This window comes from Streptomyces sp. NRRL B-24572 (assembly GCF_002156145.1).
Classification (GTDB): domain Bacteria; phylum Actinomycetota; class Actinomycetes; order Streptomycetales; family Streptomycetaceae; genus Streptomyces; species Streptomyces vietnamensis.
Window position 1 is genome coordinate 19,360 of the sequence record NZ_MWIG01000127.1, and the last position, 21,451, is coordinate 40,810.

The 21,451-nt window shown below is 70.5% G+C and carries 21 protein-coding genes; 3 read left to right on the forward strand and 18 right to left on the reverse strand.

The annotated features are described in order from the left end of the window. Window positions 1–122 precede the first annotated feature (122 nt). Entirely contained in the window at window positions 123–929 is an 807-nt protein-coding gene (locus CCN56_RS08405) for a helix-turn-helix domain-containing protein (RefSeq protein WP_086825103.1), read from the forward strand. 23 nt (window positions 930–952) lie between these two features. Next, window positions 953–1,300, forward strand: coding sequence for a hypothetical protein (locus CCN56_RS42520; protein ID WP_143664463.1), 348 nt, complete (start codon window positions 953–955; stop codon window positions 1,298–1,300). A 300-nt stretch (window positions 1,301–1,600) separates the two neighbouring features. On the opposite strand, the gene CCN56_RS08410 is transcribed toward CCN56_RS42520, so the two are convergent. From CCN56_RS08410 to CCN56_RS08480, 18 genes are all read right to left on the reverse strand, one after another. Further along, window positions 1,601–2,086, reverse strand: a complete 486-nt coding sequence (locus CCN56_RS08410; protein ID WP_256961859.1) for an ATP-binding protein — start codon at window positions 2,084–2,086, stop codon at window positions 1,601–1,603. Between the two features lie 246 nt (window positions 2,087–2,332). Beyond that, window positions 2,333–2,827 carry a GFA family protein gene (locus CCN56_RS08415; protein WP_086825105.1) on the reverse strand — a complete coding sequence of 165 codons (495 nt, stop codon included), beginning with the start codon at window positions 2,825–2,827 and terminating at the stop codon, window positions 2,333–2,335. Window positions 2,828–2,858: 31 nt separating this feature from the next. Further along, window positions 2,859–3,635, reverse strand: coding sequence for an NUDIX hydrolase (locus tag CCN56_RS08420; RefSeq protein ID WP_256961860.1), 777 nt, complete (start codon window positions 3,633–3,635; stop codon window positions 2,859–2,861). Then, entirely contained in the window at window positions 3,632–3,907 is a 276-nt protein-coding gene (locus tag CCN56_RS44335; RefSeq protein ID WP_256961861.1) for an NUDIX domain-containing protein, read from the reverse strand. The genes CCN56_RS08420 and CCN56_RS44335 overlap by 4 nt, the downstream gene beginning before the upstream one ends. A 95-nt stretch (window positions 3,908–4,002) precedes the next feature. Next, window positions 4,003–4,764 (reverse strand): PIG-L deacetylase family protein, encoded by a 762-nt coding sequence (locus tag CCN56_RS08425; RefSeq protein WP_086825133.1) that lies wholly within the window; start codon window positions 4,762–4,764, stop codon window positions 4,003–4,005. Between the two features lie 17 nt (window positions 4,765–4,781). Next, window positions 4,782–5,651: a hypothetical protein gene (locus tag CCN56_RS08430; RefSeq protein ID WP_086825107.1), complete on the reverse strand. Its 870-nt coding sequence runs from the start codon at window positions 5,649–5,651 to the stop codon at window positions 4,782–4,784. Beyond that, window positions 5,648–6,637 carry a hydroxymethylbilane synthase gene (gene hemC, locus CCN56_RS08435; RefSeq protein WP_086825109.1) on the reverse strand — a complete coding sequence of 330 codons (990 nt, stop codon included), beginning with the start codon at window positions 6,635–6,637 and terminating at the stop codon, window positions 5,648–5,650. Before hemC ends, CCN56_RS08430 begins: the two co-directional genes overlap by 4 nt. Window positions 6,638–6,706: 69 nt before the next feature. Beyond that, window positions 6,707–9,082, reverse strand: coding sequence for a methyltransferase, FxLD system (gene fxlM / locus CCN56_RS08440; protein WP_086825111.1), 2,376 nt, complete (start codon window positions 9,080–9,082; stop codon window positions 6,707–6,709). A 33-nt stretch (window positions 9,083–9,115) separates the two neighbouring features. Then, a complete protein-coding gene (locus tag CCN56_RS08445; RefSeq protein WP_086825112.1) occupies window positions 9,116–10,498 on the reverse strand; it encodes a phosphotransferase in 1,383 nt (460 codons plus the stop codon). Next, window positions 10,495–11,343: a class I SAM-dependent methyltransferase gene (locus CCN56_RS08450; protein ID WP_086825114.1), complete on the reverse strand. Its 849-nt coding sequence runs from the start codon at window positions 11,341–11,343 to the stop codon at window positions 10,495–10,497. Before CCN56_RS08450 ends, CCN56_RS08445 begins: the two co-directional genes overlap by 4 nt. Further along, window positions 11,340–12,680 carry a protein-L-isoaspartate O-methyltransferase gene (locus CCN56_RS08455; RefSeq protein ID WP_256961862.1) on the reverse strand — a complete coding sequence of 447 codons (1,341 nt, stop codon included), beginning with the start codon at window positions 12,678–12,680 and terminating at the stop codon, window positions 11,340–11,342. The genes CCN56_RS08450 and CCN56_RS08455 overlap by 4 nt, the downstream gene beginning before the upstream one ends. After that, window positions 12,677–13,042 (reverse strand): hypothetical protein, encoded by a 366-nt coding sequence (locus tag CCN56_RS42525; RefSeq protein ID WP_143664464.1) that lies wholly within the window; start codon window positions 13,040–13,042, stop codon window positions 12,677–12,679. Before CCN56_RS42525 ends, CCN56_RS08455 begins: the two co-directional genes overlap by 4 nt. Window positions 13,043–13,116: 74 nt before the next feature. Further along, window positions 13,117–14,583: an NUDIX domain-containing protein gene (locus tag CCN56_RS08460; RefSeq protein ID WP_086825116.1), complete on the reverse strand. Its 1,467-nt coding sequence runs from the start codon at window positions 14,581–14,583 to the stop codon at window positions 13,117–13,119. 71 nt (window positions 14,584–14,654) lie between these two features. Continuing rightward, on the reverse strand, window positions 14,655–16,622 hold the full coding sequence (locus CCN56_RS08465; RefSeq protein WP_373412840.1) for an ABC transporter ATP-binding protein: 1,968 nt from the start codon (window positions 16,620–16,622) through the stop codon (window positions 14,655–14,657). A 446-nt stretch (window positions 16,623–17,068) separates the two neighbouring features. After that, window positions 17,069–17,224, reverse strand: coding sequence for a hypothetical protein (locus tag CCN56_RS43015; protein ID WP_179199751.1), 156 nt, complete (start codon window positions 17,222–17,224; stop codon window positions 17,069–17,071). Window positions 17,225–17,323: 99 nt separating this feature from the next. Beyond that, window positions 17,324–18,853, reverse strand: coding sequence for an amino acid permease (locus CCN56_RS08470; protein ID WP_086825121.1), 1,530 nt, complete (start codon window positions 18,851–18,853; stop codon window positions 17,324–17,326). A 55-nt stretch (window positions 18,854–18,908) separates the two neighbouring features. Then, complete coding sequence (locus CCN56_RS08475; RefSeq protein WP_086825137.1) at window positions 18,909–19,787, reverse strand: hypothetical protein; 879 nt, start codon at window positions 19,785–19,787, stop codon at window positions 18,909–18,911. Between the two features lie 268 nt (window positions 19,788–20,055). Then, window positions 20,056–20,250, reverse strand: a complete 195-nt coding sequence (locus CCN56_RS08480) for a hypothetical protein (protein ID WP_086825123.1) — start codon at window positions 20,248–20,250, stop codon at window positions 20,056–20,058. Between the two features lie 514 nt (window positions 20,251–20,764). Here CCN56_RS08480 and CCN56_RS08485 point away from each other — a divergent pair. Beyond that, window positions 20,765–21,343 carry a helix-turn-helix domain-containing protein gene (locus tag CCN56_RS08485; protein ID WP_256961864.1) on the forward strand — a complete coding sequence of 193 codons (579 nt, stop codon included), beginning with the start codon at window positions 20,765–20,767 and terminating at the stop codon, window positions 21,341–21,343. Window positions 21,344–21,451 lie beyond the last annotated feature (108 nt).

Consider the following 21,451-nt stretch of genomic DNA (forward strand, 5'->3'; position numbering starts at 1 on the left):
TCCGGTACTCCAGTTCCGATTCGGCCCTGAGAACGTGTGCAGGCCGGGGACGGAGACGGCTTTCCGCCCCTGAACGTTGCACGTCGGGCACCAATCATCCCGCTATTAGTTCTGGATTCAACATGGCATCCGAGCGCCCCAAGGGGAGCAGCCACGCAGAGCGAGTGATCCGGGTCATGCAGGCATTCGCCGAGCTCCCGGGAGACACGCATTCTCTGAAAGCCATTTCCGATCACACGGAATTGGATCCTGCGGTGGTGCACCGCATTCTCGCGGCCCAGGTCGCCGCCAAATGGGTTGAGCGCGTAGGCCGCGGCAAGTACCGGCTCGGCAGCCACGCCGCCCGCGCCGGGATGCAGGCGATGGCCGGCATGTATGACGGCATGGACCAGCACGAGATCCTCGTCGATCTGCAAGCGGACTGCGGCGGCCTCGTCCTCTTCTACAGCCTCGCCTCTGTCGGCGCGCGCCGCGTCTGCACCGACTACGCGATCGGCAACTACTGTCCGGACGACTTCGGCATGACCGCGTACGACATCTTCACTGCCGGATGCTCCCTGCGCACCGGCGCCTCCGGACGCACCCTGCTCGCGTACGTTCCCGAGAGCCTCCGCGAGATCGCGCTTGCCGAACCCATCCCTGAAACCGCCGGCCCGGGCGCACTCAGCAACGACGACCTTCTCGCGACCCTCGACGGAATCCGTATGCGGGGCTACGCCGTCGGACGCCAGGAATGCCTGCCCGGCTGGGACTCCGTAGCGGCCCCGGCCCTCTGGGGCGACACGGCACTCGGCGTCGTCCTGCTCCTCAAACCCCTGAGTGACATCCCGAACGACATCACCGATTACATCGACCAGGTCCTCGGGGCCGCCCAGCTCATCAGCCTGGCGGCCACCCAGGGTGGCCGGAACCCCCAGCTAGTCGCCTGACCACGAGAAAGCGCAGCCGCACCGTGCCCTTCTTCACCCACGTCCAGACCGCAGACGAAGCCCAGGCCCTGATCGCAGATCTCGCAGGCACGGGCCTGCGCCGTCTCGACGCGCTTGGCCGTCACCTCGGACCCGTCCGACTCGTCCTCGATCCAGAGCACAAGGAGATCTGGTGGGCTGCGCCCGACCGTGAGGCATGGGCTGTGGAGTCGACGCCACCAGGACAGTTTCTCGACCTCATCAGCGAGCGTGCTGATCCAGCCTGGGCTAATGAACCCCTGGCGCGTGCCGATTACCAGCGCATCCTCGACACGCTCATCCCCTCTGCCACACGGCATGCGGGGCGGCTTGGCGCCAGGCGGGACGGCTGAGGATGCCGCCGCCCTGGCCAGCGATAACGCCGTACCCCTCTGGTACTGAGCTGCCGTCCTGGACGACTTGCGGCGGCGGGGCGAGCGGTGCTCCTCCAGGCGAGTGGGGCGAGACACGCCGGCCGTCCCAGCGAGGCGTCCGGCTGCTGGAGCACACCGGCTGGCACTCTGGCCGGATCGACGTCTCCGACCCACGCCTGGCCTTCCGTCGCGCCACCCCCCGACCACCTCGCTGGGCGGCCGAAGAGGCCACGATCATCACCGCCTGGCGCGCACCGACGTCTCAGGGCCAGTCCGGCTTCACGATCTCCTCGCCCTCACCCTGAGGCTCCTCGAAGCGGGCGAAGAAGTCGCCCAGGGCCCCGGAGTGACCATCAAGGAGTTCGCGTCCCCACGTTCGTTGCGCTCCGTCAGTCGGCGCAGCAGCTCGTCACGGGCCACCGGGAAGTACAGCAGCCGCCACCGTCCGCCGGCCGACTCCACCAGCGTCTTCATCGCGTCGCGGTCCTTGCGGGGCCACAACCCGTGGTCCCACACCACGTCCCGGCCCTCGGCGACGAACTCCACCAGCCGTTCGTGCAGCTCTGCGACGACCGGGGCCTCCTTCTCGAAGTAGGCGTTCCCCGGGTAGTCGACGCCGTACCGGCCGTGCCGCTCGAATACCGCCTCGTCCACTGACAGTCGCACCGCACCCTGGGGCTCCAGCACCTGCTGGGCGTAGGTCGTCTTCCCCGAGCCGGTGAGCCCCACCAGCAGGAAGACCGTCGGAGCGTCGCGCTCGGCCACCGCCAACTTCCTTCACCACTTTCAGCGTTCCTCCCCGGCAGTCTGCCACCGTCGGCCGGACCGGAACACCTGGTTCCGGCCACCACCGCCCGAAGGGGCCGCCCGTGCCCGCCTCCACCCCCGCCCGCGAGCTGCGCGCTTACGTCCGCCACACTCGGCACCGTCGGCAAGGCCCGATCGTCGACCGCTTCCTCGACGAGCACCCTCGGGTGCAGTGGCTGCGCGCTCAGCAGCGACGTGAGGACGTCACTGCGATGGGCGATGCAGGAGCAGATCGGGAGCGAGGGAGATGGTCATCCACGGGGCGGCCTCGTGGCGATAGGAATGTCCTACGGGGTCGGTGCCGCTGCGGTCGTTGAGGCTGAAGCCGTTCACCGCGATCAGGTGCGGTGCGGTGTCGTCGACGGAGGCGATGGTGCTTGAGCACTCGGCGCAGAAGCCACGGTGAAGTGTGGGGTACGTCGAGTGCCACTTCGGCTCTCGGCCAGGGCCGGTCCAGGTCAGGGATTCTCGGCGGAAGCCGACCCAGAGGACGGCCGGTGCGCCGCTGATCCTCGTCTCGTGCTCGCACGAGCACAGGTGCGGGTCGATCGGGTCACCGACAACCCGGTAGGCGATGCGAAGGCATAGGCAATGTCCGGTCCGGACGGTCTCGGATCGGGTGGATTCCGAGACGAGACCCGGGACTCGTGCGTTATCGGCCGGCCAGGAGGGTTGGCCGGTCGAGGAGGCGGCGGTCATCAGTTTCTCGATTCGTTGAAGGGGAGCGTTGCTACCAGGAGGTGCTGTCAGCGAGTTCGGTGACGGGTTGGTGAGCGGCCTTGGGGATGCCGAGGAGGACGCGGGCCTGGTGGACTGCCTGGAGCTGCTCGGCCGCGGATGGGCCCCAGTCGAAGAACAGCAGGGTCTGCTCCGGGGTGGCCAGGATCCGGACGTAGGTACGACCGGTGGATGGATCGACAGGGACCGGGCCGAGGTTCGTGAGAGCGGCGGCATAGCGGACGCGCGCGCAGGGTTCGTGAGGGTCGGACAGGTACCCGAGGTACCGGGTGCCAGCGAGTTCGGCGGCGGTCTCCTCGCGGGCTTCACGGATCAACGTGGTCTCGGGGTCTGCGTGGTCCGCGGGTACCGGTGTGCCGCCGGGCAGGCAGGCCGCGCCCCTCTCGGGGTCGAGCAGGACGAGGACTCGCCCGTCCGGGGCGAAGGCCACGCCCACGACTGGCGGACCGTGAGGCCCTCGGGGACGGGGCCGGGGTGGAAAGGGAAGTGGTGACGGACTCGGGCCGTGCGCAGGACGCCGACTGTCAAGGACGCTGGGGGCGATCGGGAGCCCGTCCTCCAGGAACGCGGGACCGGCGCCGCTGATACGGGCGCGGAGCGCGGAGAGGGCACGGCGGGCGTCGCCCGGCGCCATCAGAGCGGGCAGGTCGGCGGGTTCAACGAATTCGACGGCCTCGATCTCGCCCGGTGCGGGCCGGATCGCCGCGATCTGGTCCTCGTCCCAGACGCCGCCGTCGAAGACGTGCAGGAGCTCGCCGGGGAACTTCATGGCGGGGGGCGTTGTGCGGCCGGCGGGGAGACCCAGTCGAGAGCCAGCCCGCGGGTGACGGTCGCCGTGACGCCGAGTTCCTCCTCCAGCTCTCGGGCGGCGCCCTGGGCGGGGGATTCGCCCTTGTCGACGGCGCCGCCGGGCAGCAGGCGGGTGGGGCGGTAGGTCACGCGCTGGAGCAGGACCTGCCCTCGCTGGTTGGTGATCAGGACGGAGGTTCCGGCCCACAGGGCGGCCGAGGCGCGCAACGCCCCGTACGCAGCCTCGTTCATCGCCACACTGGGACGTTCGTCGGGCGCAGAAGTCGTCGTCATCTCTCTCCGATCGTTGAGGCTTGCTCGTGGGCGACTGACACGGGGAGGGGATATCAGGTGGTCAACTGGGCCGGGTCGCCCTTCGTGGGTACGGGGGTGAGGCGGGTGAATTGCTCGGTCTGGATGATCTGGTTGCGGTCGGCTTCGGGAAGGCTGGCGAGGATGCCAGGCAGGGGCCGCTCGCGTGCGACCTCGCCGCGGTGCGCGAGGATCGCGCGCCACTTCACGTCGGCCCATGGGGTGACGTCGACGCTGGTGGTCACGTACGAGTCCGGTACGGCCAGGACGTCCTTGCCCACCCCTTCCAGCAGCGGGCCGAGCAGGCCGACACCGGACTCGGAGTGCGTGGCGGCGTACAACGCGGCCGGCCGCCAGGGCGGGCCTGCTTCGGGATGCAGGTGGGCGAGGCCGGCGGCTTCGACGGCGAGAAGGGTGATCTGGTGCGTGCGTACGTGGTCGGGGTGGCCGGTCAGCTGGCCGAGGGCGTCGTGCCCCACGACGATGTCGGGCCGGAAGTCACGGATGTGGGCGACGAGGCGACCGACTGCTTCGTCGAGGGAGGCGTCGACGAGCCGGGGCCGACCAGGGGCAGCCTCGGGGTTGCGGGCGTCGTTGTAGCCGAGCATGCGTGGGGCGCCGGCGCCCAGGACAGCCAGAGCGTCGGCGAGTTCGGGAGCCCGGCGGCTGTCGGGCGCCCAGGTGGCGGTGACGACCGCCGTTCGGGCCCCGGCCGCGGCATGCTGGGCGAGGACGCCCCCTGCAAGGAGGGATTCATCGTCCGGGTGGGCGAAGACGGCAAGCAGGCTGGGCAGCACGGGGACCTCCGGGGCGGTCACGGTACGGGGACGTGGGTGCCGGTGAGGTGCTCGGCGTGGCGGGCGAGGTGGGGCGCGAGGTCCGGGTGGCCGCCGCGACCGGCGACCTGGAGGAGCTGGGCGAGCGCGACGAGTTCACCGGCCCGTCCGGCGTGCGTGTCCAGGACGTGGGCGAACTCGTCGCGGATCCGGGCGGCGATGGTCGGCCGGGTGAGGCTGTAGGCGTGCAGGAGCCCGACGTCGAAGCCGACGGGCACCAGGCCCCATCCCTCCCAGTCGAGGATGACCAGGGGTGGGCCGGTGAGATTGGCCCAGTGCAGGTCGCCGTGGCCGGTGGTCCAGGAGATGGCTGTGGGTGTGGGGATGCCAAGGAAGCGGGCGAAGTTGCGGTCGATCCACTGCTGGCGTACGGCTTGGCGGTTGGTTGGCACCGTCGCGGTGGTGGCGAGGGCGGTGCGGAGATCACCCCACCATGAGTTCGGCAGATCGGCCTCGGAAGTGAGGACGGGGCCGCCGGTCTGGAGGGCCGGTTGAGCGATGTACTCGGACAGCTCGGCGCGGTAGGCGTGGCCGCCACGGGTCCACTCGCTGACCTGATGGAGGCGGGGCCGCGGTACCGTGCGGGGAAGGGACGCGTCGGCAGAAGCGTTTCCCTCCCATAGCCGGCTCCCGCGTTTGTCCTCGGGCGCGCAGACCAGGCGCAGCCACCAGCGGCCGGCCCGGCGGCTGAGAGTGCGGCCCTGCCAGCCCCATGCCTCCGGCCCGCCCGCCCTCACCGCGAACGCCCGGGCCGCGGCTCGGTGCGCCATACGCATCCGTACCCGGTCGGCCTCCTCGCTGGGCGGCGTGAACACCGCCCGGTCGGTCGGGAGTGCGCTGCGGTTCATGGCCGTGCTCCCAGGAGGTGGGCTGCTCCCGCGTCGAGCAGGTGCTGAGCGGCCCGTTGGCCGACGGCGGCGGGGTGGTCGGCGGGGCCGGTGGTGGTCGTGCGGATCGGGGTGCCTCCTTCCGGGTCGAGGACGACCGCGTGCACGGTGACGAGGTCGGCTGCCGGGTTGAGGGTGGCGTGCGCGGAGGCGGCGGTCAGACAGTTGCCGTGGAGGGCGCCGAGGGTGGCGCGTTCGGCGTCGAGGAGGATCCGGGTGGGGGAGTGGGTGAGCGGGGCGAGCACGTTGCCGGTGGCGTGGTCGATGGTGCGGTGCTCGATGACGACGATTCCGGCGCCGGAGGCGGGTAGCCACACGGTGGGGTCGAGGATCTCGCCGGCGCGGTCGGCGAGGTTGAGGCGGCGCAGACCGGCGAGGGCGGCGATCATCACGTCGGCGCCCAGTACGCCGGAATCCAGGTCGCGGAGGCGGCTGTCGGCGTTCCCCCGGATCGGCACCGCAACCAGCTTGGGGTGGAGGGCTTTGAGGAGGGCGGCGCGGCGGGGAGCGCTGGTGCCGACCCGGGTGCCGGGCGGCAGTGTGGCGAGCGTGGCCGGGGGGTGCCCCGCGGGCAGCACCAGGACGTCGCGGACGTCCTCCCGGGGCAGGACCGCGCCAGCCGAGATTCCCGGCTTGCGGTCGTGGGGGCCTGGCAGGTCCTTCGCGCAGGCGATGGTGGCTTCGACGCTGCCGTCGAGGAGGTGTTCGTCGGCGCGCCGGGTGAAGGCGCCCTTGCCGCCGATCTGGGCGAGCGGACCGCGGTGCTGGTCCCCTTCGGAGGTGATGGTGACGATGTCGAGGGGGATGTGCGGGTACCGGGTGCGGAAGGCGTGGGCGAACCGGTCGGTCTGCTCCATGGCCATCGGGCTCGGGCGGGTGCCGAGCCGGAGGGAGCGGGTGGAGGGGTTGGCGGTCATGACGGTGCTGGTCTCCGTGTTGTGAGGCATGCGCGTTGCGGTGCGGCGGTGAGCTGCGGTCGGGAAACGCTGTCGATCAGGTGGTGTCGCGCGGCTTGGTCACCTGTCTTCCAGCACCGGTGCAGGTGCGGCGGCTCGGTGGTGCCGCGCCGGACCTGGCAGGCGCCCGTCACGGCCCGGCCACTGGAACACCAGGCGGCATTGCTCCTTGTCGAGGACGTGTCCGGCGGGCAGCAGATCGTCGGGTGTGCCGGCCGGGTGGACGGTCAGGACGGGATCAGCGTGCTTGTCGTTGTCGTCGGCGCGTACGTGGCGGTCCCAAGCCCGCACCGTGGCCGCGAGCTGCTCAGCGAGATGGGGTCCGTGCTCGCCGAAGGCGTGGACGACCCACTCCCATTCCTTGTCCTCGGGGAGCTCGCCGTGCCGGGTCTGGACGTGGGTCAGGTAGGCGAGCGAGGCGTCGCCGACGATGGCCGGTGCGTCCCGGTCCTTCGCGATATCGGTGACACCCGTGTCCTGGTGGGCGGCCAGTCGGCAGAAGGCAGGCAGGGTGGTGGCCGCGTACAGCTGCAGGGAGCCGAAGTAGGCGCCCGCCCCCATGGTCACACCGGTGGCGATCTCGTGCCGATGCCCGCGCAGCGCCTCTTCCAGGCCCGCCGTCTCGGCGGCGTCGCCGTGCTCGAAGCGGAGTGTCAGCTCGCCGTCGAGGAGGCCGGTGACGGGAATGGTGCGGGCCTGCTGTCCCTGGTCGCGGACGAAGCCGCAGTAGGTGAAGTGGCGGGCGTGCAGCACCTGGCCGCGCCGCTCGAAGGCGATCGCCCTGGTGTAGCCGCCGATTTCCAGCGGCAGGACCAGGCGTCCACACTCGGCCAGCTGGTCCCACCAGGCCGGGGCGATGTCCCAGCAGTTGTACGTAATGACGCTGCCGTCGAAGCCGCCGCGCGGCACGAGTTGTGAGGGTGCTCCGAGCGCCGCGTCGGCCTCGACGACGGTGACGCGTCCGCTGCCGGCCTCCGTGGTGAACCGGCGGGTGCGGCGTACGACCCACGGGTCGATGTCGACGGTCACCACGCGACCCTTGGGGCCTGCGACGTGGGCGATGAGTTCGGCGTTGTAGCCGCCGGATCCCGCCTCGAACACGATCGCGCCAGGCTTCAGGCGCAGGTTTTCGATCATGTCGGCCTGGAGCCAGGCGGCGGACACCGAGCTGATCGCCGCTCCGGTCTTGTCGCGACGGGTGATGACGGCCCGGTCGCCACCGTCGTACGCGGCCGCCAGGCTCGCCTCCGGCGCGAAGCGGTGACGAGGCACGGTCCGCAGCGCGTCCTGGACCGGCTCGGACGGGGCCCAGCCGCCGTCGATCACCGTCCCGGCCATCGCGTGGCGCAGCCGGACGGCTTCGGCCGGCTCACCCGGTACGGCCGGCTGGTCGACGGCGATGGGATAGGACGCCGCCGGCGGCAGGTCGGGAATGACCCCGGGCCAGACGGCGTCCAGCGCCTGCGCGGCAGGCGTGAAGATGTCGCCGACGCAGGCGAGGGCGTGCAGATCATGCCACTCCCACCGGTCGAAGAGCCTTGGCTCACCGTTGGCCAGGACTCCCGTCCAGGCGGCGATGCGGACGACCGCCGTGAGCCGGGGGACTCCATGACTGTCGTCGACGAGCATTGTCACCACGTACGCGTCACCCGGCTCGGCGACCAGACCTGTCTCCTCTGCGAGTTCGCGCACCGCCGCGGCGGCGAAGTCCTCGGAACCGGTGGTCTTGCCGCCGGGCAGTTCGAGCATGCCGCGCCGGGACCGGCCGAGCAGGACCCGGCCGGCATCGTCGGTGATGATGGCGAGAGCGCCGGTCAGGGCGTGGCCGGTGGGCGGCCTCTTCTCGACGGCCCGGGTGTCGGTGTGGCAGGGGCCGCGCAGGACCAGGAAGGCCAGGCCGTCCGCGTCCAGCCGCTCCATCGTCTTCCAGTTGGCGGAGAGCAGGGCGATCTCGTCATCGTCCAGGGCGATTCCGCGCCGCTCCTCAGGCGTGTTCTCCACCACCGGTGTGATGACGACGAGGGCGCCGCCGTCCCGCAGCCGCTCACCCAGCCCATGCAGGACGCGACCGCGGTCGTGCAGGAAGGGATACATCAGTCGCATGGCGACCAGGTCGTAACCCTCCTCGTCCAGCGTGGCCGGGTCGTCGCGCTCGATGTCCAGATGCAGCCAGCGCACGCCCTCGACGTCGGCATGCTCCTCGCGGGCTCGGGCGATCGCGCTGTCGGCGAAGTCGACGGCGTCCACGGTGTAGCCGAGGGAGGCGAGGAAGACGCTCATTTCCCCAGTCCCGCATCCCACGTCGAGCGCCCGGCCACCGCCGCCGGGGGCGGGGGCCTGCTCGGCGAGCAGCTCCCGCTCGCGCTCACCGACCTCCCGGAAGTTCTTGCCGTCGCTGTAGTGCTTGTCCCACTGATCGCGGGCCGTGTACGTCAACGTGCTGCTCCTCGTGCGTAGGTGCTGTGGTGGTCAAGGGCGTTGTGCGGCGCGGAGCCGGGCCAGGGTGCGGCGACCGCGCTCCACCAGCTCGGGATCGCCGTGTGCGGCGCCGTAGGAGATGCCGGAGACGGAATCGAGCACGGACCGGACGGTGAACTGGGCTTCTTCCGCCGGGGTGAAGGAACGGCCGTAGCCGTGCACCACGGCCTGAAAGAGGTCGGGGCGGCCGTGCCAGGCGTCGGACAGGCGGACGAAGTCGCGTACGGCTGGGCCTTCTTCCGATCGCTCGAAATCGATCACGTACAGGGCGCCAGCGTCCTCGTCCCAGCGCAGATTGCGTAGCTGGAAGTCGCCGTGCGTGGGCACCACGTCCAAGGCGGGCAGGTCGGCGGCCTTCTCGGCCATGGCGCGGATGAACTCCTCATCCCCGGGTGCGAGGTAGAGCCTGGCTCCGTCCAGGTGCCGCTCCAGCTTCCCGACGGGCAGGGTGTCGTCGGCCGGCCGGGGCGGGGCGCTGGTGTGGATAGCGGCCGCGAGCTGCCCAATTTGGTGGAAGATCCGACGCTGCTGCTCGGGCGGGTACGTGGCGCCGTGCAGGGAGCGGCCTCCCACGGCAGTGAGGACCACCGCCCGAAGGCCCGCGTCGGCGGCCACCAGGCGGGGTGCGGCCGTGCCGAGAGCGGGAACCCAGTCACGGAGGGCCGTCACTTCGCGCTGGTGGAAGATCTGGTTTTGGTGGATCTTGACGTACCACTCGCCACCCTCGGCAGCGCGCGCCCGCCAGCCGCGGCTTTCCTCACGCGTCCAGGAGACATCTGTCCAGTCAGCGATGCGGCCCACCGCCCGCTCGGCGAAGTCGCGCACGGCATCCTCCGGGACGGAGCCGTGGCTGCCGTGGTCGGGGACCAAGACGAGCCGGTCGACTGCCGGGTCGTAGGCGATCGGGTCGCCGGGCTCCTGGAAGTGCACGCCCATGCGTGCGTCGGCCCGGTAGGCGTCCAGTCCCGCCCGGCAGTACGCGACCATTGGATCCGGCAGCTCGTCGAACGAGAACCAGCCCATGGCATCGCACACCTTGTGTTCCGTGACCTGCGGGGTGCCGTGCCAGCGCCGCACCTCGAAGAACATTCCTACGCGTGCTCCGCCGCCGGGTGAGCGGTGGTGAACGGTGACGGCCGCGCGTACATCGGTTGGGTCGACCACGACGCCGGTCTCCTCGCGGGTCTCGCGCACCAGTGCCGTGACCATGTCCTCCCACGGGCCGTCCAGATGTCCGGACGGAAGGTGCCAGCAACCGGCGGCGTAGACGTCGCCAGCCCGTCGAGAGAGCAGCACCTCGGGCCCCGCTGTGCCGTCGCGCACCGCAATCAGGTGGACGTCGAGCGGCTCGGTGTGCCGCTGGCCGCCGGTCATGCGTCACCGCCAGGCCGGCGGCCGAGCAGCACGGTGAAGACCGCGTACTCGTTCAGGACACCGCCGCGGGCATGCGCCTGGAGCAGCTGGAGCGCCTCGGCCTCGAAGTCCTGGTGGCGGTCGGCGAACAGGGCGGCGCGGGCGAAGCTCGTGGTGCGCAGGTAGCCGAGGACGTCCTCGGGCGTCCAGGAGCGGGCGATGGGGAAGCTGTGTTCGGCCACGTCGCTGAACGTGGAGTCGGCGAGGTCGTCCTCGTAGGAACGGGATGGCCCGGTGTACGTACCGTGGGTGCCGGCGCGCCGGTCCGGGCCCAGGAAGGTCTGGATCAGCTCCCGCAAGGCGGCCGTCCAGTCCGCTTGGTGGGTCCAGAGGCTGCCGTCTCCCGTGATCGCCACAACGGCGTGCGGCGCGGCCACCCGGTCCGCCATCCGCAATACGGATGGGCGGTTCATCCAATGGAAGGACCGGCAGCAGGTGATCAGACTGGGTGCCTGGTTGGGCCGGGCGGGGACGAAGGTGTGGGCCTCGCCGGTGAAAGCGGCCACTGTGCACGAGCCGCGGACCGGCTCGAGCGCGGCGAGGGCCTGGTGAAGCATCTGCTGGTTCACGTCGACCAGGTCGATGTGAACCAGCCGGTGCAGAACGGGCCGCAGCGCGAGGGGCACCTGGCCGGTGCCGGTCCCCAGATCGAGCAGGACAGGGTCGGGCACACCATGCTGGGTGGCGGCCAGGAGGCGGACCGCCGCGTCCGGCAGGCCGGGACGGTAGCGGGCGTAGCCAGCGGCCGCCGTGCCGAACAAGCTGTTCTCCGAGGAGGGGTTGCTGGGGACTTGAGGGTGGGTCATCGTGTCTCTCCGTTGTCACAGCGTGGGGTGGGCAGGAGCCAGGACAGGGCGCCGCTGTCGGTGGTCACCCGCTGTGTGCCGTCGGCGCCGATCTGAAGCCGGTACGTCTGTGGTGATCCGGCAGCTCGCCAGCGGCTGGCGATGTCCTGGATCTCCGCCCAGATGTCGCGAGGCCCGGCCACGGTGACGTCCCAGCGGCGGTAGCCGGCCCCACGCACCCGCATCCACGAGCCGCACTTAGGCGCCCCGATCGTCAGGTCCTCGGCGCCGAAGTGCCGGACCAGCCCGGGGAAGTGGTGATCCAGGGCCAGCCACAGGCCCCGCGCGGTGTCCGGCGGGGGCTCCAGTCGGGTTCGTTGGGTCCAGTCGCCGTGAGAGGTGGCGATGCGGTCGCGGAACTTGCGTGAGAGGAACAGCCGGTCGAAGTTCCACCCTCCGCGGTGCCCGAACTCCACCGCGACCAGCGTGCCCTCCACCGCCCCGGTTAACGTCCTGGTGACCACGGCCAGGCCCGGCCAGGACGGCGAAGAGGTTCCCAGCGTCATCAGCGCCCGCCCGCCCGGCGCGAGCTGGCTCACCAGGGCCGGCGGGACCCGGGGCACGGCGAAGGACACGAAGATCCGGTCGTATGGCGCGGTCTCGGACCATCCTGCGGTGCCGTCCCCGGTCACTACGGCGGGCCGGTAGCCAAGCTCCAGCAGCCGGGCCCTGGCGGCCTCGCTGACGTGGGGGTCGACGTCGACGGTGACGATCCTGTCGTGGCCGCACACGAAGCACGCCACGGCGGCAGTGACCGCCGCTCCTGTGCCGACGTCCAGTACCCGTTGCCCTGGCCGCAGGTCCAGCCTTTGGAGCAGGTCGGCGGTCATGCCCATGGTGCTGGACATCGCGGTCATGGCGCCTCCGGAGCGCGGCCCGGGGGTCCGGCCGAGGACCGGCTCGCCGTCGTGCTGGATTGCCACGCTGTCCCCGCTGTAGAGCAGACGCAGCAGCTCGTCCCTGTCGTCCGGCCGTGCCCAGTCCAGCGCATCCCAGCGCGGCGGCGTCTCGTCGGGCGCCGAGCGCCGCACGTACGCCTGCGGCATCAACACCTCGCGCGGCAGCGCCAGCAGGGCCTCACGTACGGGGCTGGGCCCCACGTCACCGCATTCCTCCAGCTGGGCGACCATCGCTGCCCGGGCGGTCGTTGCCTGGGAGTCGTCGACGGCGGACTCCGGATCCGTGCGGGATGCTACGGGCGCGGTGTGGTGGGACGGCACGGTGACCTCCAGGGGATCTGGCGGTTCGGGAGAAGCGGAGGACACGACCGCTGCCGCCGCGTTCGATTCCTCGCTCACGCCACATCGCCTCCCCGTGAGCTGACTTGCCGGGCGTCGTCAGTACGTGCGGGCTCCGGCACGGCTGGGCTGGGCGACAGTCCGCCGGCCGACGCGATCACTTCGCCGGACACCGACCGCCGCACGGCCGGCACCGGAACCCCGCTCCGCCTGGCCGACTCGCCCAGGGCCAGCGCTTGCCGCTCCTCGGCCAGGTCGCGCGTCCCACGGGGGTACGCCTTCACGAACCATCGCCCGCCTTCGCGGGCCAGGTAGTTACGAGTCGCCGTTCCCGCCGGCCCCTCGACAACCGCGGCCGGCGTGATTCGAGATAGCAGCGCCAGGGCCCCGGTCACGGCCGTGACATCGGACTCGGCACTCATCCCGGCACCCCCAGCGGTCCCGGCCCGCGGACAGACAGGGCGCGCCCCGTTCCCGGTAGGCGTGCTCACGTCGTTCACCAGCCCAACTGGGAGTAGACGCGGCCTTCGGCGATGCCGGCCAGGGCTGTCCGGGTGTAGGAGACGAGCCGGTCCGGGAGCTCGTGGGGCGGCCACCACTTCCAGGCCAGGCACTTGTCGGTCTCCAGGACCTTCGGCTCTCCCTTCCAGCGGCGGGCGCGGAACACGAGCTGCATCAACGGTGGTCCGCCCGGGGCGTCGACGACGTGCACGATGTGCGCGAGATCCACGTCCGCGGGGTCGATGACCAGCCCGGCTTCCTCCCGCGCCTCCCGCACCAGACACGCAACCGCGGACTCCTGTTCGCACTTGCCGGCCAGGTAGTGCCAGGTGTTCCCCGCGAAAGCCGAGTCGGGGTGGCGCAGGCCCAGGAGCACCCGTCCGTCGTCGTCCTCCAGGTGGAGGTGGACGCCGATGCCGTTGAGCACGGGCTGGCTGCCCCCTTCGTGTAACGGAGTGGCGGCGCTGGGCGCGCCGCCCGGAGGGTTCTCGGCCGCGTGCCGGCGGATGAGGTCCCGCGTCGCGGGGCTCAGACGGAGCCGGTCCAGTACGTCGGGGGTGACCCAGCGCAGCAGCACGCCCTCGTGCAGCCGGAGCCGGTCGGGGTCGCCGCGCCAGATGCCGGTGAACACCTGGATCGGGACGCTGAGGCCGTCGACGCTGGTGGCCGTCTCCACGGCGTACGGCTTTACGTCCTCCAGGAGGAGGTCGGGGACCTCCTCGGACAGCTCCCGCAGCAGCGTGCCCTCAAGGTCTTGGTCGTCATGCGTGCGGCCGCCGCCGAGCAGGGCGAACGCCCCCGGCTGCCAGATGACGCCGGGCTTGTGGTCGCGTAGATGGAGCAGGTAACGGCCCCGGCCGTCATGGATCAGGGCGGACGCGTTCACCGGCTCCGGCTGCCCGTCCAACTCCGTCTGGAGGAGCTTTGCGTGCAGCGTCGGCGAGGCGACCTCCGGCACGGCGATCCACTGAGCGCCGGACACCTCCTCGTCCTGCAGGGTGATCGCCGGCGGCTCGTTGCCGGCTAGGTAGAACACGTAGCGGAAGTCGTAGTGCCGGTGAGCCGGTTCTCCCTTCGAGGGGTTGGCGTCGATGTCGTGGACGTCGATGTCGACCGGGGAGCCGAGCGTCTGCCGGGTCAGGCACAGGGCTTCGGGCGCGATCCCGGCCTCCTCCGCAACCTCGCGCAGAGCCGCGGCGAGCAGCGTGCGGTCCTCGGGCTCGATGTGGCCGCCGGGGGCGAGCATCAGGCCGGTGACCCGGTGCCGTATCTGCAGCACCCGGCAGTGGCGGTCGATGATGACGGCGCTGCACGTGATGTGGCCGGCCAGCGTCGTGCGGGCAGTCACGTCGACGGGCCGGTCCAGGGCGGCGAGCAGCCCGGCCAAGGCATCACGCTCGTCAGGGTGGCGGCCGAGGTACGCCTCGATGGTCTTGCGGATCGAGGAGGAGCTGGGGGGCATGAGCGTCGTCTCGCCTTCGACGTAGGGGGCGGGGTGCTGCGGGACCGGGCTGGTGAAGGTCCCGTGGGTGGTCAGCTCGCCGTCTCGCGGTCGGGCGGCTGGGCGCTGCGGGGGCCTGGAAGCGTGTCGGCCGCGGGCGAGAGCCCGTACTGAGCGGCCTGGGCGGAGAACATCCCCTGGTACAGACCGCCCTCGCGGGCCATGAGCTCGTCGTGGGTGCCGTCCTCGACGACGCGCCCCTGATCGAGGACGTAGATGTGGTCGGCGTTCATGGTCGCGGCGAGCCGGTGGGTGACGAGGACGACCGCGTGTCCTTCCGCGGCCAGGGACCACAGTCCCTGGAACGCGGCGATTTCCGCATGGGGATCGAGCGCCGACGTCGGTTCGTCGACCAGCAGGAACGGCGCCTGCCGGTATCTTGTTCGAGCGGTCCTCAGTTTCTGCCACTGTCCGCCCGAGAGCTGGACACCGCGCTCGTAGCCCTTGAAGACGATCGAGTCCCAGCCGTGCGGCAGGCCCTCGATCAGGTTGAGCACGCCCGCCTCCTTGGCGGCCTGGCGGACGCGGTCCATGTCCCGGGGACGGTCGCCGATCCCGATGGCCACGTTCGCGGCGGCCGTCATCTCCCAGCGCGGGAAGTCCTGCGCCAGCAGACCCACGGCGCCGAAGACCTGGGAGCGGTCCGCCTCACGAAGCTCGACCCGCTCGCCCGACTCACCCACCCACCACACGCTCCCTTCGGAAGGCAGCAGCACTCCGGCCAGCACCTTCGTGAGCGTGGTCTTCCCTGAGCCGTTCGCGCCCACCAGGGCCGTCACCTTCCCCCGGGGAACTCGCACGCTCACACGTTTCAGCGAAGGACTGTCGGCCCCCGGGTAGGTGAATGACACCCCCTCCGCCCACACCTCCCGAGTAGGTGTGGGCAGCGGCGTGCCGGAGGACGGGATGGCGTTCTCGCCTGCCACCTTGAGGGCGTCCTCGGTGTCGGTGAGGAACAGCAGCTCCTCGTACAAGCGGTTGACCTGCTGCACCAGTGACGTGAGCCGTGCCGTCGAGGTGCGGATGGCGATCACCGCCGTGCCGCCGACGGCGAGCGGCAGACCACCGGTCGCCAGGAGCCACCACAGCACCCCGTAGCAGGCCAGCGACGCGAGCCCCGCGAAGCCGCCGGCGATCAGGTCCGTGGAAGCCTGTGCCCGGGCCAGGCGCCGCTGTTCCGCCTCCGTCTGCCTCGACATTTCCTCGTAGCTGGACAGCAGCTTGGTGCCGGCGGCGTGTACGCGGATCTCCCCGGCGGCGTGCGGGCGGGTCAGGTAGGCGAGCAGGGAGGCGATCGCGCGGCGGTGGTCGACCCAGTTCAGGCGGGAGAGGTACTCGCGGCGCGCGGAGCGGACTGCTCCCCATCCCTTGGGGAGGGCGATGGCCAGCAGCATTGGCAGCAGCGCCCAGTGCAGCGCCGCGAGTACGACCGCGGCCGCCGCCATGCCGATCACCACGCTGCCCACGCCGACCGACAGCCGGAGCATGCTGCGGGCCGAGTCCGTTCCGAACTTCCCCGCCTCCAGGACCCGCTGGACCTCCGGTCGCTCGGTCGCCTCGACCTCGACATGGGTGACGGCCGTGTAGTACCGGGCCGAGATCGCCCGCTCCACCTGCGGCTCCAGCCGACCTGACATGGCTGTCGACCACGCCGACAGCACTGCGGTCGCCACCGCCGAGACGGCGAGCACGGCCAGCGACGGCAGGGCGTAGCGGAGCTTGTCCGCGGTCGGACCGTCGGCGAACAGCTGGGTGAGGACGCTGTTGACCGCCACCAGCCCCCAGCCCGCCGTCACGCCCTGCCCGAGCTGGGCCGCCACGACCCCCGCGAGCGCCCGCCGGTCCGTCTGCCAGCCGGTGCGCAGCACCATGCCCACCATGCGGGGCAGCGCCGCCGCCATGTGCCCGAAGCCCAGTCGGGTCAGCGGCCCTTCGTGCTGGACGTAGGACTGGTCGTAGCGCAGCCGGCCGCCGTATAGCTCGCGCTCGGCGTCCGAGATGCTGGTCGTGGCCGTCGCGGCGGCCTTCGGCGGGGTCGAGGTCTCGTCGCTGCCTGGTTCGACTTGCGTCAATGTGTTCCCTCCAGGAGGTGCGGCGGTGGCGTCAGCGTGCTCAACGACGCAGTCCCGATTTCGAGCACGTGTTCTTTCGGACGGCTTTCGCGCACCGGAATTCAGCGGTTGTTCGAAGGTGCGCCGTGCACCGACCCTTGCGGCGCAAGGGCGCGCCGCCGTCGGCGAGTTGGCCGAAACGCCGATGCTCGGGCGCTGCCAGCTGTACGCGGTCAGGGAGAGCTACGGGTGCCTCATCGTGGTTGCCCGAAGCGGCTGGCACCACGGGCTGCTCCTGCTGCCTGGTGGTCGGAGCGGAAGCTAACCGCCGGTGCGCGGGCGCCAGGAGGTGGCGATCTGGACTGGTGCAGGTGGCCGGCGATGGCGTGGAGGGTTCAGGAGAGCGGCAGCAGGTTCCCGCTCAGCCAGCGGCCGAGCCAGAAGGCGATGGTGGACGCCTGCTGGTCTTCGGTAGAGCCGTCGTGCAGCAGGTACTCGTGGGGGCGATGTATCCCCGGCCGAGAGGGATGCTCCCGGCCGGGTCTGGCCATGGGGCGGCAGTCGTCAGCCGCTTCGCGTTCCGTTTGGTGTCGCCGAGTAGTTCCCTTCCTGACGTCGATCACGGGGCGAAGGCGACCTGCATGTCAGTGTCAGGCAGATGCCCTCTCCGACCTCCCGACGGGCTCGGCCAGGACGTTCCTCGGATGCCCCGGGTTGAGGAACCACTTGCGGGCGGAGACGAGCCACCAGGTACCGGCGAAGGCGAGCACTACGCCGACCGCGACCGGGGCGTAGTTGAAGGTGTCGACGGTCACCGGGGCGGACTGGGGCAGCATGAACAACACGGTGATCACCGCGACCCACGCGACGGCGAGCACGCCGACGGGCTTGGACCAGCGGCCGAGGTGCCAGGGACCGCGCTGGAAGAGCTCGCCCTGGCGGAGGCGGAGGAAGGTGGGGATGACGTAGGCGATGTACAGGCCGATCGTCGCGATCGACGTCACGGCCGCGTAGGCCGTGCTGTTGAAGAGGTAGGGCAGGCCGAGTACGAATGCGCCGCCGGCGGCCAGCCAGACCGCGTTGGTCGGCGTGCGCGTCCCGGGGTGCAGCTTGTGCCACACCGTGGAGAAGGGCAGTGCGCCGTCGCGGGAGAAGGCGTAGATCATGCGGGAGTTGGCGGTGACGGAGGCCATGCCGCAGAACAGCTGGGCGCCGATGACGATGAGCAGCATCAGCTTGCCCGTGCTCGCGCCGAGCGCGTCGAGGAAGATCTGCGCGGGAGGCACTCCGGTCCCGGAGTCGAGTGCGCCGGTGTACGACTGGATGGCGAAGGTCAGGCCGAAGAGCAGGACGAAGCCGGCGGCCCAGGAGACGAGGATGGACCGGACGATCCCCTTCGGTCCTTCGACGGAGGCGTTCTTCGTCTCCTCCGTCATGTGTGCGGACGCGTCGTAGCCGGTGAACGTGTACTGGGCCATCAGCAGGCCGATGAGAGCGACGTAGACGGCGGAACCCCAACCCGTGTTGTTGACGAACTCGGTGAACACGAAGCCGGGGGACTGGTGCGTGCCGGGGATGGCGATCAGCGCGCCGACGATCACCACCACGCCGATCAGGTGCCACCAGACGGACACGGTGTTGAAGAAGCCCACGATCCGCACGCGGAAGGTGTTCACGACGGCGTGGAGCAGCAGGATGAGGCCGAAGAGGACGATCGTGTGGCCGGGCGTGGCGGCGTAGCCGAATTCGAGGTTCAGGTACGCGTTGAGGAACGAGGCGGCGCCGAAGTCGATGCCTGCAGTGACGGCGACCTGCCCGAGGGTGTTGAACCAGCCGGTGAACCAGGCCCACGCGGGAGCGGACCTGCGCGGGGCGAGCTTGTGGGCCCAGAAGTAGAGGCCGGCGGACGTCGGGTAGGAGGAGCAGACCTCCGCCATGGACAGCCCGACGAAGAGGGTCATCAGGCCGACGAACGCCCAGCCCCACATGATCAGGGCCGGCCCGCCGGCGTTCATGCCGAAGCCGTACATCGTCAGGCAGCCAGACAGGATGCTGATGATCGTGAACGAGACGGCGAAGTTCTGCTTCCCGGACATGGAGCGGTCCAGGGTCTGTGTTATGCCGAGCTCGGCGAGACGCTCCTCCTCGGAAGGAGCCACGCTGGGTATGTCCAAAGGCATAGGGATGCCCTCTCAGGTCGGTGATGCAGGAGATTCGGCGCGAGCGGTGCGCTGATCAGTGCCGCTGGGGGTACGGTGCAGACGCTTTCACCGCCCAGCCGCGGTGCCGCGTGAACAACTGCCGGGCGTCGCCGCAGTAGCTCCACGGCGCATCGGTGGCGTACGGGCCGATGGCATCGAACACCTCGGCGGCCTCCCTGTGCCGGTTGGCGAACGACAGGGCGTGGGCGAGGTAGTTGGCGTCCTCGTGGAAGCCGGCGTGCAGGCGCGTAGGGGCCCGGTAGGCCCACCAGTTCTCCCACGCCTGCCAGGTGGACGGGTTGTCCGTCCACGGATGGACGGTCAGTCCGTATCGATGGCCGTCCTTCTCCATCCGTTGCCGGTGGGACTCGGCGAGGGCGACCAACGGGAGGACGTGCAGCGGCAGCCCCCGGGGCGCGTGCGCGCACCGCTCCTGGGCCCAGTGGAACATCTCGCCGCCCGTGCCGTGCCAGACGGGGAACATGTAGGTGAGCAGCTCGTGGTGCGCCTCACGGTTCCACCGGTCCCGTTGTTCCACCTGCTCCCACACCTGCCGCACGGTGGCCCGCCACGCCGGATCGCGGTCGGGAGAGTGGAAGCGGAGCAGAGCGAGCATGACGATGTACGGCGACGGGTCCGGTGGCAGGGCGTCGGCAGCGGCGTCACACGCCTCCCACGCCCGTTCCATCGCCTCGCTGCGGCCACGACCCCGCCCCACGGACATCGACCGCAGGGCCTGCACATGGGCCAGCAGAGCCAAGGCGTGCGGCGAGCGGGGCTCGGCCTGCGCCCAGGTATCCGCGAAGGTCAGTCGCACTCCGGCGCGGGCGAGGACCTGGAGCCGGAAGACACGCCGGTCCCAGTCCGCGCCCGTCGCGGCCAGGAGCTCCCGAGCGCCTTCCCAGCGCCCCATCGCCGCGTCCTCGACTACCTTCTGCAGGGAGCGGTCGTCGAATGCCGGGTGCCGGTCAAAGGCGGGGCGGGGGCTCACTGCTGCCTCGCTCGGCCGGCCTCGGACGAATAGGGCAGCGCTCCCGTACACGCGATGGTGGTGTCGGCTGTCACCTTCGTACCTCCGGAAAGGGGCGGTAGCTGAGATGGGGCGAGCGGCTCGGAGAAGGGCGGAAGGGTCTCTCGCCACGAGATCGGCTGTGCCGGATTCGGCACAGCCAAGGTGCCCTTCAGAAGCGGATCCCGCCGATCATCCGGGCCACGCTGGTGGCGGCCTCACCGATCGTCGGAGCGAGCGACGAACTGGCGAGGTAGAAGCCGAGCAGCGTGCAGACGATGGCGTGGCCGACCTTGAGCCCGGCCTTCTTGACGAACAGGAAGGTGAGGACCGAGAGAAGCACGACGGCGGAGATGCTGACGGTCATCGTTCGTCCTCCGCCGGAAACGCGCTCCCGCTGCACGCGTCGGACTGTGCGGCACCGAGCCGCGTGGGAACCGTCGCTGTCGGCGGCGGGATTCCCGCCAACTCTGCGTGCAAGGCCGAAGGCACTCTGGACTCCGTTGAAGAGACGGCGAAGAGCGGATGTTCCACCGCAGGTCCGCCTACTCAGGTCCGCCCGAATGATCACACTCTCGGGTCGTTCGTCTGAGCCGTTGGCCTGCCGTGCGCTCCCAGACTGATGGCCGAATACCCGGTGCACACATTCCCCGGGTGATATCACTGGAGTGATTCCGGCTTCACCAGAGGTAGTTGAACCCGCACGCTCTCGCTCAACGGGGAGGCAAGAGGTGCTCCAGCAGTCGCCGAGGCGCTGTGATCGATGCGGCTGCCGTTTGAGCCAGTACAACTCTGACGCACTGTGCTCCGCATGTGCCCGCGCACATGCCCTCGATCGCCACACCCCGACCGTACCGGCACGCGTGTGGCGCGACCCTGATGTGCGCCAGGCGCTCGCGGCCTGGGACTTGGGCCGGGCCAGCCGACTGGTCCGTCAGCGAGGATCCCTTCGGCAAGAGGATCTCGCTCAACTGACTGGGCTTAGCCAGGCGTTCTTATCCATGCTCGAGTCGGGGAACCGGCGCCTCACCAACATCGACAAGATCGTCGAATTCCTGACCGGTCTCGGCGTGCCCGCCGAACTCGTACCGCTTCCGCTACCACACCCAGCGACCACCCCGTCTCAGCCACCCGAGCCGGTCCACGACGATTTGGACCCGGTGCTGCCTTGGACAGCGGCCCGTATGGTGGCGGCACTGGGCGCAGCGGTTGGAGGCAGTGCGATGGACCGTCGTCGATTCCTCGTCGTGAGTGGTGTGGCGCTCACCGCCTTCGTACACCAATGGGGCACCGCCGAAGTCGAGCCGCTCGTGCGAGCGGCAGACGGAAGCCAGCTCACGAACGAGCTGCTCGACAGCCTGCAACAGACCACGGACAGCCTGCGGGTCATGGATGCGAGTACAGGCAGCGGCACCCTCGCCGAGCTCGGCGANNTCATCATGCGTCGTACGACGAGGTGAAAGGCAGGCGCCTCGCTTCGATCATCGCTGACACAGCCACCCAGACAGGCTGGTTCACCTTCGACTCCGGGAATCACGACGGCACTCCGGCGTACCTGCTCGCCGCGC

Bases quoted from the DNA above. Each gene is read 5' to 3' on its own strand.
- CCN56_RS08405 (WP_086825103.1), top strand. From the start codon at position 123: ATGGCATCCGAGCGCCCCAAGGGGAGCAGCCACGCAGAGCGAGTGATC.
- CCN56_RS08415 (WP_086825105.1), bottom strand. From the start codon at position 2,827: ATGACCGCCGCCTCCTCGACCGGCCAACCCTCCTGGCCGGCCGATAAC.
- CCN56_RS08420 (WP_256961860.1), bottom strand. From the start codon at position 3,635: ATGAAGTTCCCCGGCGAGCTCCTGCACGTCTTCGACGGCGGCGTCTGG.
- CCN56_RS44335 (WP_256961861.1), bottom strand. From the start codon at position 3,907: ATGAACGAGGCTGCGTACGGGGCGTTGCGCGCCTCGGCCGCCCTGTGG.
- CCN56_RS08430 (WP_086825107.1), bottom strand. From the start codon at position 5,651: ATGAACCGCAGCGCACTCCCGACCGACCGGGCGGTGTTCACGCCGCCC.
- hemC (WP_086825109.1), bottom strand. From the start codon at position 6,637: ATGCCTCACAACACGGAGACCAGCACCGTCATGACCGCCAACCCCTCC.
- CCN56_RS08445 (WP_086825112.1), bottom strand. From the start codon at position 10,498: ATGACCGGCGGCCAGCGGCACACCGAGCCGCTCGACGTCCACCTGATT.
- CCN56_RS08450 (WP_086825114.1), bottom strand. From the start codon at position 11,343: ATGACCCACCCTCAAGTCCCCAGCAACCCCTCCTCGGAGAACAGCTTG.
- CCN56_RS42525 (WP_143664464.1), bottom strand. From the start codon at position 13,042: ATGAGTGCCGAGTCCGATGTCACGGCCGTGACCGGGGCCCTGGCGCTG.
- CCN56_RS08460 (WP_086825116.1), bottom strand. From the start codon at position 14,583: ATGCCCCCCAGCTCCTCCTCGATCCGCAAGACCATCGAGGCGTACCTC.
- CCN56_RS43015 (WP_179199751.1), bottom strand. From the start codon at position 17,224: ATGGCCAGACCCGGCCGGGAGCATCCCTCTCGGCCGGGGATACATCGC.
- CCN56_RS08470 (WP_086825121.1), bottom strand. From the start codon at position 18,853: ATGCCTTTGGACATACCCAGCGTGGCTCCTTCCGAGGAGGAGCGTCTC.
- CCN56_RS08475 (WP_086825137.1), bottom strand. From the start codon at position 19,787: ATGGGGCGCTGGGAAGGCGCTCGGGAGCTCCTGGCCGCGACGGGCGCG.
- CCN56_RS08480 (WP_086825123.1), bottom strand. From the start codon at position 20,250: ATGACCGTCAGCATCTCCGCCGTCGTGCTTCTCTCGGTCCTCACCTTC.